At 55.7% G+C, this 18,327-nt stretch carries 16 protein-coding genes; 9 read left to right on the forward strand and 7 right to left on the reverse strand.

Annotated features, from left to right (window positions below; genetic code table 11):
• The first annotated feature begins 4 nt into the window (after positions 1 to 4).
• The 7 genes from OK438_00565 (at position 5) to OK438_00595 (ending at position 12,567) form a co-directional block, all read left to right on the forward strand.
• Complete coding sequence (locus OK438_00565; GenBank protein MDA4123928.1) at positions 5 to 3,952, forward strand: hypothetical protein; 3,948 nt, start codon at positions 5 to 7, stop codon at positions 3,950 to 3,952.
• A gap of 1 nt (position 3,953) precedes the next feature.
• The gene (locus OK438_00570) at positions 3,954 to 6,647 is read left to right on the forward strand and encodes a hypothetical protein (protein MDA4123929.1); all 2,694 of its coding nucleotides are present in this window, start codon (positions 3,954 to 3,956) and stop codon (positions 6,645 to 6,647) included.
• 719 nt (positions 6,648 to 7,366) lie between these two features.
• Positions 7,367 to 8,965, forward strand: a complete 1,599-nt coding sequence (locus OK438_00575; GenBank protein ID MDA4123930.1) for a type II/IV secretion system ATPase subunit — start codon at positions 7,367 to 7,369, stop codon at positions 8,963 to 8,965.
• Entirely contained in the window at positions 8,962 to 10,677 is a 1,716-nt protein-coding gene (locus OK438_00580; GenBank protein ID MDA4123931.1) for a type II secretion system F family protein, read from the forward strand. The genes OK438_00575 and OK438_00580 overlap by 4 nt, the downstream gene beginning before the upstream one ends.
• Positions 10,678 to 10,774: 97 nt before the next feature.
• A complete protein-coding gene (locus tag OK438_00585; GenBank protein ID MDA4123932.1) occupies positions 10,775 to 11,521 on the forward strand; it encodes a class I SAM-dependent methyltransferase in 747 nt (248 codons plus the stop codon).
• 79 nt (positions 11,522 to 11,600) lie between these two features.
• Entirely contained in the window at positions 11,601 to 12,134 is a 534-nt protein-coding gene (locus tag OK438_00590) for a hypothetical protein (GenBank protein ID MDA4123933.1), read from the forward strand.
• Between the two features lie 100 nt (positions 12,135 to 12,234).
• Positions 12,235 to 12,567: a winged helix-turn-helix domain-containing protein gene (locus OK438_00595; protein MDA4123934.1), complete on the forward strand. Its 333-nt coding sequence runs from the start codon at positions 12,235 to 12,237 to the stop codon at positions 12,565 to 12,567.
• Here the strand turns inward: OK438_00595 and OK438_00600 are convergent.
• The 5 genes from OK438_00600 to OK438_00620 all read right to left on the reverse strand — a co-directional run bounded on the left by OK438_00600 (position 12,524) and on the right by OK438_00620 (position 15,128).
• Positions 12,524 to 12,913: a hypothetical protein gene (locus OK438_00600; protein ID MDA4123935.1), complete on the reverse strand. Its 390-nt coding sequence runs from the start codon at positions 12,911 to 12,913 to the stop codon at positions 12,524 to 12,526. The genes OK438_00595 and OK438_00600 overlap by 44 nt on opposite strands.
• Positions 12,914 to 12,998: 85 nt before the next feature.
• On the reverse strand, positions 12,999 to 13,382 hold the full coding sequence (locus OK438_00605) for a hypothetical protein (GenBank protein MDA4123936.1): 384 nt from the start codon (positions 13,380 to 13,382) through the stop codon (positions 12,999 to 13,001).
• A gap of 99 nt (positions 13,383 to 13,481) precedes the next feature.
• Complete coding sequence (locus OK438_00610; GenBank protein MDA4123937.1) at positions 13,482 to 13,943, reverse strand: hypothetical protein; 462 nt, start codon at positions 13,941 to 13,943, stop codon at positions 13,482 to 13,484.
• A gap of 51 nt (positions 13,944 to 13,994) precedes the next feature.
• Positions 13,995 to 14,429 carry a DUF5658 family protein gene (locus OK438_00615; GenBank protein ID MDA4123938.1) on the reverse strand — a complete coding sequence of 145 codons (435 nt, stop codon included), beginning with the start codon at positions 14,427 to 14,429 and terminating at the stop codon, positions 13,995 to 13,997.
• Positions 14,430 to 14,501: 72 nt separating this feature from the next.
• Positions 14,502 to 15,128 (reverse strand): hypothetical protein, encoded by a 627-nt coding sequence (locus tag OK438_00620; protein MDA4123939.1) that lies wholly within the window; start codon positions 15,126 to 15,128, stop codon positions 14,502 to 14,504.
• A gap of 713 nt (positions 15,129 to 15,841) precedes the next feature.
• Here OK438_00620 and OK438_00625 point away from each other — a divergent pair.
• Both OK438_00625 and OK438_00630 read left to right on the forward strand, forming a co-directional pair.
• A complete protein-coding gene (locus tag OK438_00625) occupies positions 15,842 to 16,159 on the forward strand; it encodes a winged helix-turn-helix domain-containing protein (protein MDA4123940.1) in 318 nt (105 codons plus the stop codon).
• Between the two features lie 112 nt (positions 16,160 to 16,271).
• Positions 16,272 to 16,760, forward strand: coding sequence for a hypothetical protein (locus OK438_00630; GenBank protein ID MDA4123941.1), 489 nt, complete (start codon positions 16,272 to 16,274; stop codon positions 16,758 to 16,760).
• 124 nt (positions 16,761 to 16,884) lie between these two features.
• Here the strand turns inward: OK438_00630 and OK438_00635 are convergent, their stop codons facing one another.
• Together OK438_00635 and OK438_00640 are read right to left on the reverse strand one after the other, a co-directional pair.
• Positions 16,885 to 17,409: a hypothetical protein gene (locus OK438_00635; GenBank protein MDA4123942.1), complete on the reverse strand. Its 525-nt coding sequence runs from the start codon at positions 17,407 to 17,409 to the stop codon at positions 16,885 to 16,887.
• 89 nt (positions 17,410 to 17,498) lie between these two features.
• The gene (locus OK438_00640) at positions 17,499 to 17,900 is read right to left on the reverse strand and encodes a hypothetical protein (protein ID MDA4123943.1); all 402 of its coding nucleotides are present in this window, start codon (positions 17,898 to 17,900) and stop codon (positions 17,499 to 17,501) included.
• Positions 17,901 to 18,327 lie beyond the last annotated feature (427 nt).

Here is an 18,327-nt window from a genome sequence, read left to right on the forward strand (position 1 = left end):
CAAGTTGACCCCAAATATCACGTCTAGAGGACACCAACACCGACGGCATCGGCGCGGCATCTCGGGCATACTAGCGGCTGTGATACTCTTCGCAATGATATTCACCACTGGTTTCGGTTATCTCCTCTTTGTCACCCAGGGGAGTCTGTCGATAAGCCAAGCGAACGCAGCCAGGCAAGACGCCCTTCTGCAGGCGGGCCAAGAGGCGTTGCTTTCGAAGGTCGTGGTGGCTGGGGGAACTACTCTCGTGCTGTCAGTGAACAACACAGGGGGCACGCCCGTCTCCTTGTCCAGGATCTACATTGATGATAACACAGGAAAGATGATCACTCCGCCCGGTTTCATGGGGCCAGGAGGGGGGACTAACGCAACGGCGAATTGGCCAATCTCGCTCCCGGTCGGCCAGTCGACGAATACACTCGGAGGATGTGTCGCCGGGAAGACGGGCTGCAACATCGCTCTAACCAGCTACACCTATGCAGGAGCATCCGTCTCGGTCGAGATCGTTACATCAAAGGGGAACACGTTTGGCACCCCTTATCCTCCCATTAGCACACTCACATCGAAGGGCAACGCACTGGTCGTCAAGATGCTCGCCACTCCTTCACAGACACTGTCTTGCACGGGCTGTGTGACTGTCACGGTCACGGTGTACAACTACGCCCCCTCCTCGGTGACGGGTGTCGCGCTTAGCCCGTCCCCTCCTACGGCTCAGGTGACCGGCACCGCGAGCGTTACTGGGGGCAGTTGCCTCGCACCTGTTCCCAGCAACACGATTGTTGCCTACTCGGGCTCCGGCAACGCGCCCTCTATCACGTTCACCTGCACCTACAATGCGCAGACAGGGGCAGTAGGTGGCCTCGCAACTTTCTCTACGAGCGCCATCGGGACCCTGAATGCAAAAGGAGTGAGCTCGGCCGTGGCTATGTCAAACAACATCCAGATCGGAGGCAACTCCAATGTCCCAACCCAGGGCGCCTTTGCAGTGAACTACTTCTTCCTGAAGTTCAGCGCCTGCCAGTACGCCCCTTCAGGTTCCGTCGGATCCTACACATACTCGTCCCCCTGCGTCACGACGCCTGTGACGATGCCTCCCACGTCCCCCTACTCACTGACCAACGGGAACTACATCAGCGCCATCAGTGACTACTACGTTGCCTACTACGTTCAGGTTACGAACGTGTTCAACGCGACCCTCCCTATCCTCGAGTATAGCTACCTCTTCATGGACCCAAGCGTATCCACCGAAGCCTTCAACTTCCTTGTCGGAACTGCTACGAACCCGCAGGTACCCTACTATCCCAACTACTGCGGCAGCATCGGGTGCGGAGGCGACAAACTTCCCCTCTTCACACCGTACGCTGCGACGGCCGCGACTTGCGCCGAATCACCGCCGAACTATAATCCTCCCTCTCCTACTCAGTGCATAGACGTGGCCCCTGGGCAAACGGTGACTCTCACCTTCGCGGCCTGCGGCTACGGAGCGTCCAACTGGGTGTGGGGCGGAACTCCCTACGCGCAGCAGCTTGACCACAGCGCCGGGTGTATCACGACCCCTCCGAATTTCAAGGGCGCCGTGCCGGAAGGGCAGACGCTCGGAGTCGTCTTATCCTATCTCTACAAGAACCAGGCCTATTCCCAGGTGATGCCCTTCGAAGGGCAGACACTTACGAACGTGCGAACTAGTTCGACCGCGGTCGCGTGCTCTCCATCCCCAGTCGCGGTTAACGCCCCCTCTACATGCACGATGACGGTCACGGACACAGCATTCGGAAACCCCTTCACGCCAACAGGCATGGTGACGCTTACTCAGACTCCTGGCACAGGCGGTACCATCAGCAACGGGGGCACCTGCACCCTGAGTGGAAGCGGTGCAACTGCGACCTGCGTGCTCACCTTTACCCCGGCGCTGGGTCAGGAAATCACGAACATGCTGAATGCCACCTACCCCGGCGACACGAACCACTCGCCAAGCTGGGGAATAACCTCCCTAACCGCGACCCAGCGATCCACGTCGACGACGGAGATTTGCTCACCATCGTACGCGGTTCCGAACACCCCTACCAACTGCGTCACCACCGTGACAGATAATTCGCCGGGGAACGCAGTCACCCCCACTGGTACAATCAGCTTCACTCAGAGCCCTCTATCTTCGGGTACCTTCACTCCATTGACGACCTGTCCCCTCAGCCAGGTCTCGCCTGGCGTCGCTAGCTGCCCCATCACCTACACCCCGAACCCCAACTTCCAAGGCACGGTGACGGTCACTGGTTCCTATGGCGGCGACACCGACCACGCCGTCAGCTCCAACGCTGCTCAAGTGAAGTGGGCCCGGTCGACCTTGACCTCCGTATCATGCGCAAGTCCGGTGGTAGTCGGAAGTCCATCCGCGTGTACCCTGACCGTGACCGACACGTACACAGGAATTCCTATCACGCCAACTGGGACGGTGACACTCTCCCAAAGTCTGCCCTCCACTGGAACCTTCAGCAACGGGGGCTCCTGTGTACTCTCGGGCGGTTCATGCGCTCCTTTCACGTTCACTCCCGGCTCAGGACAGGTGTGGCCGCCGTCTGTTACGATAACTGCCTCCTACCCAGGCGACGCGAACCACATTCCAAGCTCAGGGTCTGCTTCGATACATGTCAACGGGGCTTCACCAATGATCGCTACGCTGGTTTCAAGCAGCGGGACCATCTCCATAGGAGGTTCAGCCACAGACCAAGGCACCTTCTCGAATGGATACGGCACTTTGACCGGTACCCTGGTCTTCAGGGCGTACACTTCCTCTGCATGCAGCAGCGGACTCTCCTTCACCAGCAACACCATCACCGTTAGCGGAAACGGGCCGTATACCTCCAACCCGTACACTCCTTCACTTCCGGGTAGTTATCCTGCCCATTACTACTATCAGGCAACCTTCACCGACACCGACGGGAACAACATCGGCTTCACCAGCGCATGCGGAGGCGCCGGAGAGACCCTTACGGTCAACAAGGCTTCGCCAACGATAGCCACTACGGTCTCCTCTGGCGGGACCATCTCCATAGGAGGTTCAGCCACCGACCAAGGCACCTTCTCGAATGGATACGGCACTTTGACCGGTACCCTGGTCTTCAAGGCCTATAGTGCCTCTTCCTGTCTCAGCGGGCTTTCATTCACAAGTAACACCATAACGGTGAATGGCAACGGACCGTACACCTCGAATTCGTTTGCTCCGAATCCTGCAGGAACCTACTACTATCAGGCAACCTTCACCGACACCGACGGGAACAACATCGGCTTCACCAGCGCATGCGGAGGCGCCGGAGAGACCCTTACGGTCAACAAGGCTTCGCCAACGATAGCCACTACTCTCTCAGCAACGACCATCCAGGCAGCGGGCTCTGTGTTCGATCGGGCTACGCTCTCTGGTACTTTCGGCTCGGCAGGAGGCACGGTCCAGTATGAGTACTTCACAGGGAGCTCGTGCCCTGGCTCCCCCAGCAACGTCGGCTCAGCTGTGACAGTGAGCGGCGGCGCGGTGCCGAACTCTGTTTCACAGACCTTCAATACCGCGGGACTCTACGGCTGGGAAGCGGTCTACAGTGGCGACGCGAACAACAACGGCGCTACTAGTTCTTGCGAGCCGCTTTCCGTGCTGAGCCTCACAGTCAGTCCCACTTCAGTTTCGGCCAGCGGCACCAGCTCCCAGCGCAGAGTAACGTTGCAGAGTTCGAGTGCCGGCTACGACACTAGTACGACCTATAATTATTGTATGAGCACGAGCGCAGTCTCAATAACCTGTGTCGGCGGGACAAGCGGCACATTCACAGGAACTGGAGCAACAGGGACGATTCCAAGCGGAACAAGGTTCACCGTGCCGCACAACCAGGCAACAGGCACCTACTACGTCATCATCTATACAGGCGCTACCATCTGGATTACCGCAACCTTGACGGTGACACCCTAAGATGAACCTCGGAAACCCCAACGGCTACCAGCGGCGGCGAAGAGCAGTGGCAAGCATACTGGCCACGATGATCATGTTCGCGATGCTCTTTAGTGGCGGGGTCGGCTTCCTGCTCTTCATCAACCAGAACTCCCTCATCAACAACCAGGCGAGCGCGGGCAGGCAGGCAACCCTCCAACAGGCATCCCTTGAGCACCTCGTCGTGGGTGTCAAACTATCGTCAGTGGCTGATCCGTGGGGGCAGATGGGCGACCTGGGGCTCACCCTGAACAACACCGGCGGGGCAACAGTGACCGTCCTGGATGTCTACGTAACGAACGTGGCGAAAGGTCAGCCCGTCTCGAACTCCCAGGTCACGCCAGGTTCTCACTATCTTAGTGTTCTTGGAACGGGGGCTCAGATGGGCGACCTGAACGTCACCCTGCCTCTTTCGATAAGCATGGGCGCCTCAACGAGAACAATGAGCGGATGCATCTCCGGGAAGACAGGCTGTGATCTCGCAATCAGCAAGACGTCCTATCCATATGTGTCCGGGACGACGGTGTTGGTGAGCGTTCTCACATCGACTGGCAACATCTTCTCCGCCCAGTATCCGCTACCCGGCGGCACGCCCGGGATCGGGAGCAACGCCCTAGTCGTCAAGTTGATCGCCGCCCCTCCTCAGACTCTGACGTGCAGCGGGTGCGTGACTGTGACGGTCACTGTCTACAACTACGCCACATCGCCAGTAACGGGCGTCGCTCTTGACCCATCCCCTCCCACAGCCCAGGTGACAGGCACAGCCAGCATCACGGGGGGCAGCTGTCTAGCGCCCGTCCCCAGCAACACGATTACTGCGTACTCCGGCTCAGGCAGCGCGCCCTTCATAACATTCACGTGCACCTACAATGCCAATACCGGCGCGGTAGGCGGCTTCGCTTCGTTCTCCGGCTCGGCGATAGGCACCCTCAACTCAGTCTCTGTCTCCTCCGCTCAGGAGGTCTCCAACACCATCCAGATCGGAGGCACCGTCAGCGTACTCAACCAGGGGCCATTCTCAGCGAATTCCTTCTTCTTCAAGGACACCTACTGCTACCAAAAGGGCGGCATCATCTTTGTCTCGCCGTGCACGCAGACCCCCTCCGGCACTCTCAGCATTGGCACCCTTCCCAGCGCTAACCCTCAGAACGGCAGCGCCGACTACTACGTAGCCTACTACGTCCAGGTCACCAACAACTTCAACACGACCGTGCCCTTGCTGCAGTATTCCTACTTCCAGACCGACCCCTCTTTGGGCGGAGAGTCGGACTTCTATCTCGTGGGAGCCGCTTCATCGTACAGTGCCTCGAGCTGCACAAGTGGGGTGAGTTGCTACTTCCCCGATTACAGCAAGTTCACCCCCACCCTAACCCCCTACGGTGGGGACGCGATCACATGCGCAGAGACCCCTCCCAACTACAATCTTCCTTCTTCGACAAACTGCATCGACATCGCTCCCGGACAGACGGTGACACTCACCTTCGCTGCATGCCGCTTCGGTACTGCGAACTGGAACTGGGGATTCAGTCAGTACGGTCGAGCATTCGACAACCCCCTCGGCTGCACCCCTCAGAATCCGCCGAACTACCAGACCCCAGAAGCAACCTACCTGAGCATAGTACTCTCCTTCATGTACAAGGGTCAGGTCTACGACCAGCAGATCCCATTCCAGGGAGAAACAGTCCTGGGGGGGAAGACCAACAACGTGACACCCTGCAATACTGAGGTTCTCGCCTACTGCGGGACCGTGTTCTATACTCAATACTCTGGAGCCGTGGGATACTTCAATTTCGTATACAAACCGGGGACGCCCACTCCCTTTGCAATCCCTACTCCACCAGTTGTGATAAACAACAACCTGCCGCACGGCTCAGACGGTGTTGTATTCAATCCTCAGGACCACATGATACTGACCGGGACAAACCAACCCTACAACGGTTTCAACGAGGTCAACCCGAACACGGGTGTAGCCACCACTTATCCCTCGACGATCTACTCATACAATCTCATGGTTGACTCGGCTGGGACAAAGTTGTGGATGGACGGAGACCCAGGCGCAGGCAGCCTAGCATGGGTCCCACTTAGCGCGGCAAATCCATCGGTCGGGGCCCCCACAACTCTCTCGCTTTCGGGTGATGACGTCAACCTGAATACAGTGATATTCGTAGATCCGACCCACGTGTACTACACTGCTGAGCTTGGGACGCGCTTCGAGGGAATGACAGGCCATGTCGGCAGCATCGACACAGCGACAGGAGTGACGACCTGCTTCAAGGATGCTGGAGGGGCTTGCCATACCTTCACTGGGGTACACGGGGGGTCTTATGACCCATTCACGCAGGACCTTATGGTCTATGGTTGGAACGTCATCAATCAGATTAATCCCACCACCGGACCCCTCGGATGGACACTCGTGGCCAGCGAGACAGTGTCCGCTCTTACCCCGAGCGCGGGGAATGTTTTCGACCAGGGCGCAGTTGATGGCTTTGGCCACCTCTTCCTTTCCTGGGCCAGTGATACTGGGGCAATCTACTTCGAGGATTACTCAAGTGGGTCAGTCGGCATCGGCAACTTCCACTACATTACCCCTCAGACCCTGAAGAACAACCTTGGAGCTACAGCTTTCTTCGACCTCGACGACCTCGCCCCTATAGTTGGCCCCGGTTCGCAGGGATAGGTAGAATGATAGAACAGAGGCCTTCGATAAAGTGCGAAGCAAACCCTCCCAGAGGGCGAATCATGAAGACCAATGGACTGATATCTGGGTTGTGCTCCATAACGGATAAATACATTCTTGGTATGATGAAGCAAAAGACAGTCTTGCGTTTCAATTCGGTCGGCTGTAGGTTCTATGAAGTACCGCGTGATGATTGCTACCAGACCCAGGACGCGAGGGGTCTTTATGGTCTCGAAATCCATATCGGTTATAAGCAGAGTCTGCCCCGAAAATGGAGTAGCTAGATGTCCAGCGATGGAAACGAGGAGCGCAAGGGTTTCTTCAGACGCCTATTCAGGCGGAACAAGGAGGAATTAGAAGCCCCACCCCTGGAGCCAGCTGTGATGTCAAAGCCCACGCCCGCTTCTCAAGTTCCACTCGGAGCGGTGGCCCCTCAAGCGACGAGTTCCACACCGGTCAATCCCCGTCCTGCTCCTGGCCCATCTGTCCAGACCGGCGGAGCTCGGGAAGCCCAATCACCAAACCGTGACATTTCGCCAACGGAGGCAAGAATCCCCCCCGTGAAGCCGATCGAAGCTGAGCCACAGACTCCTGCGAAGCCAGAGCCCAAACAGGCGTCCCAGAACATGCAGGCGTCGAGGCAACAGACCGTACAAGTTCAGAAACCTGTTCCGAAGCAGCCCACACCCGAGGATCGCACTGAGGAGGAAGAGGCCACCATGGCAAAGAGATTCAGATTCCTCAAGAACGTCAAAGTAAGGTTCCCGTTCTCCGGTACAACGATTCCCCCCTCCTGGAAAGTCCTAGAGAGATACCCTGTCAACAGCCCCTTCGCCTACGCAGTCGTGGCTCAGAGTCCCCTCCTGGCGAGGCGGTACTTCATTGACGAGGTCCCCCTCACGAAGACCGAGGCCGCGATATACTCCTACCTGATCGACGCCCTCGAGGCGGAGCTTACAGTTCCAAGGGAACAGATCAACCCAAGACAGTACTTCGCCGACCAGGCAAGGAAGATCCTGCTGAAGTACAACATCCGCGTCCCCGCCGCATCTTGGTCAAAGATCATCTACTTCGCAGAAAGAGATCTAGTCGGGTTCGGCGTGATGGACCCCTTGATGCGGGACCCGAACATTGAGGACATATCGATAGACGCTCTCGGAAAACCGATCTTCATCTACCACAAGAGCCACGAGAGCCTCGAGACAAACATCACGATAAGCGACGATGAGGTGCTGGACAACCAGATCACTCGCCTCTCCCACATGGCAGGGAAGCACGTCTCCACCGCGTTCCCTGTCGTCCAGGGAACTCTCCCAGGTAGGCACAGGCTCATCGCTACGTTCAGGCGTGAAGTTTCCCCCCAGGGCAGCTCCGCCACCATCAGGAAATTCAGGGAGGACCCGTTGACCATCGTTGACATGCTCAACCTGAACCTGCTCGACCACAGAATGGCAGCCTACACCTGGTATTTGATGCAGAACAGGGCGACGGCTTGTGTGGTTGGTTCGACTGGGGCCGGCAAGACGACGCTGTTGAACGCACTCCTAACCCTGACTAGGCTAAACACGAAGCTCGTGACAATCGAGGAGGTCCAGGAAATTAACGTCCCCCACCTCAATTGGACCTCCCTCGTGTCTAGAGAAAGCTACGCGGCGACGGAAGAGAAGGCAGGCGAAGTAGGTCTGTTCGAGCTCGTAAAGGCCGCCATGAGGATGAGGCCTGATATCCTCTGTGTCGGCGAAGTGAGAGGAGAGGAGGCATATGTGCTATTCCAGGCAATCTCCACGGGCCACGGAGGCCTTTCGACTGTCCACGCAGACGACGCAGCGTCGGCCCTGCAGAGGCTTGTATCCGCTCCTATGAACGTCCCGAGGGCCTTCATACCATTCCTCGACCTCGTTTTCGTAGTCAGAAGGATCTCAGTCCCGGCCCCAGGGGGAGGCTTCAAGGCCGTGAGAAGGATCGTCTCGGTGGACGAGGTGGTCAGCGACCAGGAGGTAATGAAGGCGTTCCGATGGGACGCACGCACCGACACTTTCAAGCCTAGTTTCGACAAAAGCACCAAGCTCGAGCGCATCTCACGAGACAACGGCATCCCAATGGGTGACATACTGAAGGAGATCGAAAGGCGCGCCCTCATCCTCCGGTGGATTCAGCAGAAGGGAATCAGGAACTTCAAGGAACTCTCGCCGATACTCGAGCTTTACGTGGCAAGGCCTGAGGAAGTGTTCAACACCGCCGCCAACGAGCTCGAAGCGAAAGGGGTCGCGGTCGCTGAGATCATGGGCGAATACGGCCACGGCGGTCAGCGCCCGTGAGCTTCAAGTTAATCCTGCCCAGGGGCAAGTCGAAAGAGAAGATCAAGCTCACCTTCTTCGACAGGTTAACACAAGCCTCGTTTCGGATCTTCGCCTGGCCCGCCACTAGGCTAAGCCGCTCGGTACCCCTACTCAGGGATAACATCCTGAAGTCGAACCTCAGAATAACACCAGAGGGCTTGATCTCCGTGGCCCTCTTCTCAACCGCCCTTACCGCAATAATCGCCGGGGTCCTGATCTACGTTGGTTTTGCCTTCTTCCACATTCCCTACTTCCTGGCGCTCATCGCCGCTGTCCCCCTGGTGTTCACTCTGGTCATAAATGGCCCCAAAATCAGTGCGTCATCTCGTGGAGCAAGCATAGATACCGAGCTCCCCTTCGTGATCGGATACATGTCGGTGCTGGCAGGGGGAGGCGTTTCCCCTCTCTCGACACTCAGGAGGATCTCGGAAATGAAGCTATTCCCAGCCGCTCGAAGGGAGGCGAAGAGGGTCCTACTTGAGGTTGAAGTCTTCGGACACGACCCTATCACCGCGATTGAGATCGTAGCACGCTATAACCCAAACAAGCGCTTCTCAGAATTCCTGTTCGGGTACACGGCAATCCTCAAGAGCGGAGGAAACTTCATCGCCTATGTCCAGTCTAAGCTCAGGGATACTATGGAGGCCAAGGCAAACCAGGTGAAGAGGTCTGCCGACACGACGGGAACCATGGCAGAAGCGTACCTCACGGTCACAGTCATCCTAGGAATGGTGCTCTATACCCTGTACATGATTCAGACACTCATCAGCAACAACCTCAATGGGCTCACTAATCTTTACATCTTTGCCTTTGTCCTCGTTCCTGTAATCTCTGCTGGATTCATCTGGCTCATAGACGCCGTCCAGCCAAAGTGGCCCTACGTGGACTACAGGCCCTACAAATGGTTCCTAGTCACCGCGCCTATTGCAGCGCTGTTCTTCTTCCTGCCTCTCCCACTCCATTTGTACCAGAAGACCTCCGGAACCCTGATCATAGGTGTGTCAATCCCGGCCTTCCTGGCGATCAGATACGGCAGAGAGAGGAGAGGACTCGAGCGCATGCTCCCCGAGTTCATCCGAGACGTAGCCGAAGGCAGGAAGACTGGACTCTCTCCCGAAGTCGCGATTGAGAGGCTCGGAACGAGGCAATACGGGATCCTCTCAAAGCACGTAAGAAAGATGGGAGCCCAGCTATCGTGGGGTGTTGCCCTCTCGAAGGTCATATCGACTTTTACCGGCGCTGTTGGGAGCTGGATCACGAGAGCTGTCGGAACATTGCTTATCGAGGTTGTCGACGTCGGTGGTGGGACGATCAGGAGCTTCTCAGAGATGGCCGAGTTCACAAGGAGCATCAACGATATGGAATCGGACAGGCGGTCGGCCCTCAGGCCCTTCGTCTTTATCACCTACATCGCGGGAGTGATGGTCATCATTACAACGTTCATCATGGTGTACCTGCTGTCAGCTCCTTCGGCGACCGGTTTCGCGACCTCAACCGTTCCAACGGTTTCACCCACCGTCATCGACACTCTTCTGACGACCGCGGTCTTCGACGCATTTGTCATTGGGATAGTCGCAGGCAAGATGGGAGAGAGCGGAATCTCGGACGGATTCAAGCACGCCATCGCCCTGGTCGTCGTAAGCCTGCTAGCGATATTCGTCGCAAGGGGCTTCATTGCCATCCCCGTCTAACGCGAAGGTACGAACAATAAATACAAGTTCCAGAGGGATGCCGTGAAACATGTCTTCTGATAGGCCTGTCAGCGTCCCTTCCCCTACAGGATCTCCCGTGAAAAGCCTCGGAAAGGTAGGATATGGAATCGACGAACCGAGGTCAATCATTGAGTTAGTCATCGCCGGTGGTCTTGCAGTGGTGATTGGCTTCGTCATCTCAGCCTACACAGAGAGAGTGAACCCGGGGACGGCGCGGATTGGTCTCCTTGCCGGCCCTGCGGTGGGGTTCCTGATCCTCGCGGTGGCGGCTGCGCTCTACTGGAGCAGCAGACAGGGGAAGGTGAATGAGATGACTAGGATAGTCGCGAAGATTCCCTGGGGGGGTGAAGAGGTCGTGCTGGAACTTGGATGTGGAAGGGGGCTGGGAATGGTCCTCGCAAGCAAGAGGCTTACAAGCGGGTATGCGGTCGGAGTGGACCTCTGGCAAAAAGGCCATCTGTCTGGGAATGCTCCCAAATCAATATGGGCCAACGCCAGCCGAGAGGGGGTGCAGGACAAGGTCTTCGCCATCAAGGCAGACCCGAGGTTCCTCCCCTTCGCAGATTCCTCTGTTGATGTCGTTCTCTCTGCCGTCTCGATTCACAGGCTGACGAAGCGAAAGGAGAGAGGCTTGGCCTTTTCTGAGGTGGGGAGGATACTCAAGAACGGAGGCCGAGTAGGGATCCTCGAGGCGGGGAACGGCGGGATCTATTCCGACTTCCTGAAGAAGCAAGGCATGTCGGACGTGTCCGTCCATCGACTCCGTTTCTCTAGCTTTCCCCCCTTCCACGTGGTCATGGCAAGGAAACCATTTCCAGGATAGAAAAGCTTGGAAAACGCACGGGACAATATAAAGAAGGGTCAAATATACACTAAGATACCGTCATTGAGAGGGCACAGTCTTGTTTAGAGGTTCCCAGAAGAAGGAGCCACCGAAGGACGAGCCGTTTGACGTGGACGTTGAACACGGTACGATAAGACGGAAGGAGGATGGAATCCGGATGATGGCAGTGGGATCCATAGGCTGGGCGACGATCGAAAAGGAACTTGCGAGTACATTCATGACTGGTTCAGCGGTCATCCTCCAGAGAATGGGATACAGCAACGGGCGGTACCTAGGAAGGCTTGCGAAGACTCGTGAGGTCGCGCCACAGGGGGCCTACGAGGCGCTGCAGGGCTTCGCCAGGGAGCTTGGGTATGGCGAGATGCGTCTGGTCGGAGGCGACCTCTACGGAGGCCAGGCCAGGATATTGGTCAAGAATTGCTTCTTCTGCCTGCACATCAGGGACTCGACGGATCCGGTCTGCAACCTACTTGGCGGCGTAATTGGAGGGGTGGCAGACGAGATAATCGGATCCACGCATCGAGTCGTCGAGGAGAAGTGCGTGGCGAAGGGAGACAACATCTGCGAATTCCTGGTCGAGCGCGTAGGCTGAGCTACACCTTCGAGTTTGCTTCCGAGTCCGTGAAGTCCGAACCGGAATGTTTGGCATAAGGGCAGGAAATCTTAACTCGTTTTCTGCTGTCGGAACTCCAATGATAAACGGGCAAAGGCGTCGGGACAGTTCAGAAATAATGTTCGCTATCCTTAGGTCAGTGCAGACAGGTCGGCGAAAGACGAAGGTGATGTACGAGGCCAATCTCAACCTAAAACAATTGAACACATACCTCGACATGCTCGCATCAAACCAAATGGTTGTCTTCCAGCCAGCGGGAAGGATCTTCCAGGCGACCGAAAGAGGGAAGGCCTTCGTGAAGGCGTACGAGCACTATAAAGAAACGACCGAGTTGCTCAGGGAGCAGCAATCTGCCCTAGGCGTTTTCTTCACCAAACAAACGAGTGAGCCTGTTTCTCCTCGGACTTGGTAGCCGTTCCAAGCAGCCCGAGCAGCTCTCCGGCCCCTGAAGGTTCCTTCCCCATGAGGCTCAACCTGAGCCCATCGTACACCTGAAGGATCGACTTTCCTCTGCCTGTAAGCTTGTAGGTGCTCCTTTTGCCCCCCTGTTCCTCCTTTTCAATCAGCCCCTTCCCTAGCAGGTAATCGAGGTAGGCCGCAAGGACCTTCCAGCTCATGTTCGCCTTGTATAAGATATGAGTCGGCTTGGTCGGACCTTCAGAGAGAACGCCCAGGATGTCGCAGACCATCTCCATCGGCGACCGTCTCGCCTGACCGAGGGTCTCTCCAGGGAGCCCGAATGTTGCCGTGTTACTCATATCTCTGTAAAAGGCATGGAACCTAGTTAAGTATTGCTGTGCATATTCCAAATATCTACTCCCATTCGGCCCGTTTTCCAGACAACTACTTCTTATCGGGTGCGGTTTTCAGCAAAGTAGGCAGCGGGCGGGGGATCTTCAGGCCCTCAGCGACGAGGTAGACTAGGCCGTAGATTCTCTCATATACGGTCGCCAGGACGAGCGGAGGGTTGGTGTCGTCAGGAGCTGCCAGGGCGCCCTGGATTTCGTCCTTCGTGCCAGTCAGAGTCGTTATCCCGGAGACCAATATCCTGGCCAGTTGTGGTTGGCTCGTAAGCTCGAGCGTGAAGCTGAGTAGGAGAGATGCGGGGCTTCGCTCGCGCTCGGAAAGCGAAACATTCAGGCCATAATTTGAGGCTGAGTTTTCGGTGACCTTGTCAGAAAGTCGGGCGCCATCAATTCTTTCTATGAGAACGCCGATCTCGAGCATACTACGCGCACGGCTCAAGAGAATATAACATTTAAGGGATTGTGGTCAAAATTCAGGCTCTGCATTCCTCACGTCAAGGACCACAAGAGCGCCAGCGGACTAGACAGCCTTGAATTTCCCGTCGAACATGAACTTGGGAGGCCTTGTTTCGTTCATGTCTACGATTAACCTTTCAGGGATTCCGCCGCGGAGGTACAGCAGGAAGGTGGCGTCGTCTGGAATTGGGAGACCCTCTACCCCTTCGAATGCCTTTAGGACTTCTTCAGTCTTTACGACTCTCGGTTTCATCTCGTTTACTATCTGAAAAACGACCTCCATCCTCCCCTTCTCTGCGTCGGCCATGTTGACGAACAGGGATCCGACCTTTGCCCACCCCTTCGAGATGATGACCTCCATGCCCTTCTGGCCCTCCGAGCGAAGCATCCCTCCGATGATATTGGACGACTTGTCGTACTCGCGTTGGTACGTATCGAGAAGTTCTTTCAAGTAACGCCTGACGTCGTTCAGCTCGTAGAACCTTAGCACGCCGGAAACCATGCTCGTCCCCGTCTCAGGGATCAACACACTTGTTGCACCAAGGGCGCGGTTATAACGTTTGTTTCCATTCGTCTTCTATCCTATGGCCAGGTAGAAGTGGGCGAGGGTGACGATATTCGACCCTACCACGGCAACATAGAAGATGTCGGCAGCCGCCAAGGCCACGAAGGCGCTAACCTTAACGATTCTGAAGACGACAGGCCTCGTCCCTTTGTCCTTCAGGTAGGTCGCGTAGATTAGGGGGGCAATGGGTGCGTACTTCAGACCGAGAGCGACGACGAACCCGTCGAAACTGAGCCGGAAGAGCTGCGAGGCGATTGGGTTCAGCTCGACGAATGTCGGACCCGAATGGATTGCTATCAACGTGCTGAGAGCGTCGAAGAAGTTCAGTGAGACGAAGACTCCCAGTAGGACTATGAGCCTCTTGTCGAGGCGTATCATGTTGAATGACATCAGGAACTTTGTCTCCCGAATGCGCGCGTCGTGATACCTCTCACGCCACCTTGCCATGATGCGTTGCAACCCGAGTCAACTCTCGACTTCTGTCATACAGATTTGGGCTTGTCTTCGGAACGCAAATGCTCAAGAGGAGATGCCGGAGATCTCCTTCTTGTCGCCGAACGATCCCTTGAACACGAAGGCGCCTTTTGTCGCACGCAGGGGTACTTCGACCTGGTCTTGGACTTTCAGGGGCCTCTCTTCCTCAACGGCCTCGCTTGCCTCTTCCCTCGGCTCGTCTTCCGTTACCTCGAGCTCGTCCCTTTTAGCAAGCTTGAAGGTGGCCTGCGCCTTCTTCAGTTCCTTCAGGACCCTTTCCATCGACTTGACCTTGTTGCTCTCGGTCCGTCTCTTCTCTGAGATTAGCCTCCTTAGCTCCGGAGTGCACTCTTCTATTACTGAAATCAGCACGTTGGGGGGCAATCGGTAGAGGGGGCTTGAACTCATGTTGCGGCTCTTGTCGAAGGCGACGACGACTGCCTCTGACACCAGGTACGCTGAAGTGACCCCGTTGCCCATCGTCTCCGGCCTAATGGGGATTGTAGTGTCGACCTCGAACTGCAGTGCCTTCATCATGTCCGAGAGCTTCTGGCCGTATATTCTTTGCCTCTCGTAGAGGTCATTGAGCTGTATGTATTCTCCTTGAATCTCGCGAAGGCTGTCGACGAAACTCCCGTTCTCTCCATCTGAAGCTTTCTGTTCTTGAGCCAATGTTCCAGACTGGGCTGTTTCAGCATTAAAGGCATTGTGAAGGTCCAATCTGATTTTGGAATCCATGAATGCCAGGTGTGCCTCAAGTAGCCTCGAACGAGAGTTGATATCAGCTCGATGAAAACGCCGCGGAGTAGGAAGCGAGAGTACCGTCGTCGAAGCGAACCGTAAGGTTGTAACCTCCCCCGCCCTGGCCATTGAGAGTTGGGAGAAACTGTTGATTCATACCCATCGAACATAGGTATGCGGTAGTTCGGTTCGAAAGCATAGTCAAGGATGAGCCAAAAGAGACGGCAGGTGGGCCGGACCCGTACCGCAGGGTGAGCTCGGTTACGTGAACATCTGTGGCTCCCGGGTTGTGTAGTTCGATGCTGCACGATGACCCGTCAGGGGCGATCATCGCGCTGAGAATGGTCGGCGTGGGTCTCGATGCGAAAGCCTCAAACCCCTGAAACCCCAAACCTGCAACTAGAACGAGAGTTGCGGCGGTGAGTAAGAGCGGAACGTGTGGGGTTATCTTTGCGGACAGGTGTCTTATTCTCACTCGTCGCCAGCGCCAGAAGACCTCAAGCGGTACCTAAGCGAACCTGCCATTGCGAATGAACTCGCAAGTGCCTATTCTATGATTCGGAAGCTTCCGGGCCTAAGGTAGTTACTGAATCCATATTGAAAATAGGCAAAGGCTAATTACGCTAAAGCGTCATTCGTGGACAATGACTGAGAACCTGTTCCAGCCCGTAACGGTGCAGGGTGGGGAACCTGAGCAGTCGATTCCGGCAGGTCGGAGGTCGATCCTTCAGATAAGGGTAGACATCCTGCGGGTAGTTGCGCAGGGGTTCGGGAAGCCGACTCAAATAATGTACAAGGCGAACCTTTCCTGGAACGTCCTCCAGGCCCAGCTGAGGTCGTTCGTCGTCGCAGAAATGCTGACTGTTGAGGAGTACGGGAGCAGGAGGAGATACACGATTACAACACGAGGCGCCGACCTAGTCCGGTCCTATGAGAAGGTAGTCAACGAGATCCTGAATTGAAAGTCAACGGGGAACTCTTGCGACTCACTTGGTCTGATAGTCGGATTGCTGCGGACAGGTTGACACCACCTACTCATGAATCATGCGCCTCCTACTTCAGAGAACAGTCGACATGACTCAGTCAAGAAAAGAAAGGAAACACTCCAACGGGTTCGGCAGGATAGCGTATCTTCCCCCGTCACCAACAAGGGGTATGGGAGCCAGCTTGATGCCCGGAAATATTCAGAGGAAAGCCCTGGGCAGGATGTCGGCCCTGATCAAGGAGAGCCTGGAAGAGGAGCTCATCGCCCTCAACGCGGTAGCCCCTGACCACATCGAACAGCTTCCACGAATTTTCGAACTTGCGGTCATGGACTCTTTGACCAATATCGTAGGAGAAGGCGAGGCAATTGCCCTTTCAAAGCTGGTTGGGAAGTCCGGCCTTGGAGAACCTATCACGGTCTATGCCCAGCTCGACCTCCTACTTGGCGAAGGGTCTGGGATATTGAAGGGCGCAATCCAGGAGGAGTTTCGAGTGAAGGTTCATGAGCTTTACGTTCGAATGATCGATCAGTTTGTGCCAGTGCCTGAAGCATTGGCTGCATTCCCAATCGTTTCTTGACCAGGACCACACGCCTGTGCAGGGTTTTTTGGCGCCCGATTCGAGGTTTCTCGACTGCAGTGATTCAAGACGCCGATGTCTAGCCTTCAGATTACTGAAGGAGAGGGTCTAGGTCTGACGAGCCTCAGTATCTTGCGTCTCTTAGCCTGTCCTGGTACGGCTCCACAACGTTGTGGGCCGTGTCCCTTACAAACGTGAGGTTCTCTAATCGGAGCGTGTGTGCATTGGGGAATGCGGCGGCTGGCCCGAATGCAAGCTCCTCCTGCCTCCGTCCAGCCTTGTTCACGCTCTCCTTGTTCAGGTAGACTAACTCTAGCTCTTCGCGTATCTTCTGGGGCAGCTTCCACCCGAGCCCTAAGCGCTTGTATTCCATGTAAGCACGCTTGGAGTACCGAGGCATCGGTGCAATCGAGGTATCCCCAGAAAGCTGTGAGTCGGCATACTCCATTATCTTCCTCGTGACAATCGCGTTCGTCTTCAGCTCGGCTCTCAAGGCGTTCCTAGCCTTCCGCCTATTGTTCCTAGCAGAAATTGAGAATGCGAGCCAGACCGAGAGGAAGGCGATTACAAGCGTGAAGAGGTATGGAAAGACGTACATCTGAAGGTCGTCCAACAGCGTCTGCCAGAACAGGTCAAGAGGGGTGGCCAAGTCCGAAAGTTGTAGGGGGCGTTCGGTATAAAGAGTAACCGGAAGTGCAATACAGATTCCGCGAAGAGGTTTCTCTCCCGGCCAGGATCCTACTTCCTCGAGATGTCGGCATAGTTCGAACCGGCCGAGATAACGTTCGCGAGGGCCAATTCAAGAGCGTCGAGCATATCGGTAAGCGTGAGTCTGTCTTCTGGGGGTTTGGACAGGTCGAGCGTTTCTCTCTTGAGTGCGAAGGCAACCCAACCAGTCGTTATGATTGTCGATGCCATCATGAATACAATCACGTGACTCCCGGTGAGTCCGATTTCTTTCGCGATCGAATGAGTCTGCCTTCGGATTAGCTCCTGAAGCCTGGTCTGTGTGGCTTCGATTTCCTCGGGAGTCTTGCCTGGGCCGATGTCAATTAGGACTCTTCTGAGCTCTTCTTCGATCTGGTCTATGTACTTCTTCATGTCGACTCGGCTCGTGACAGCCGGAAATCCTTCGCTCATTCTTGTACCCAAATCATTTGTCTAGCCAGTCTTAAACGTTTGAGAAAATAGAATCAGTATTGGATAGGAAGTAATGGATTATGGCAACCCGCTCCTTCGCAAGGAATCCGCCACTAGTTCCTGCAAAGCAAGCACTCATCCGATGTCTTGAACATTCGAATTCTCCTTTCACCGTCAGTTCCTCTTCGCCACGAAAAAATCAAATTGGGCATCATTACGTAATACTTCACTTCAGAATCTCCATAGATTATGAAGACTTTCACAGTCGCCTCGTGCTCTTCGCAGATGGCTTGGTCCAAGGCTTGGTTGGCCGTCCTGCCGCGCTTCAGCATGTTTCAATACGAACGCCCCCTGTTGGATATATGCGAAGTGGAGCTAGAATTCAGTAAGAAGGTCTGTCGAGGATGAACTCTGCTTCGAAACCCCA

Source organism: Nitrososphaerota archaeon, from assembly GCA_027887005.1.
Taxonomy (GTDB): domain Archaea; phylum Thermoproteota; class Nitrososphaeria; order Nitrososphaerales; family Gagatemarchaeaceae; genus UBA183.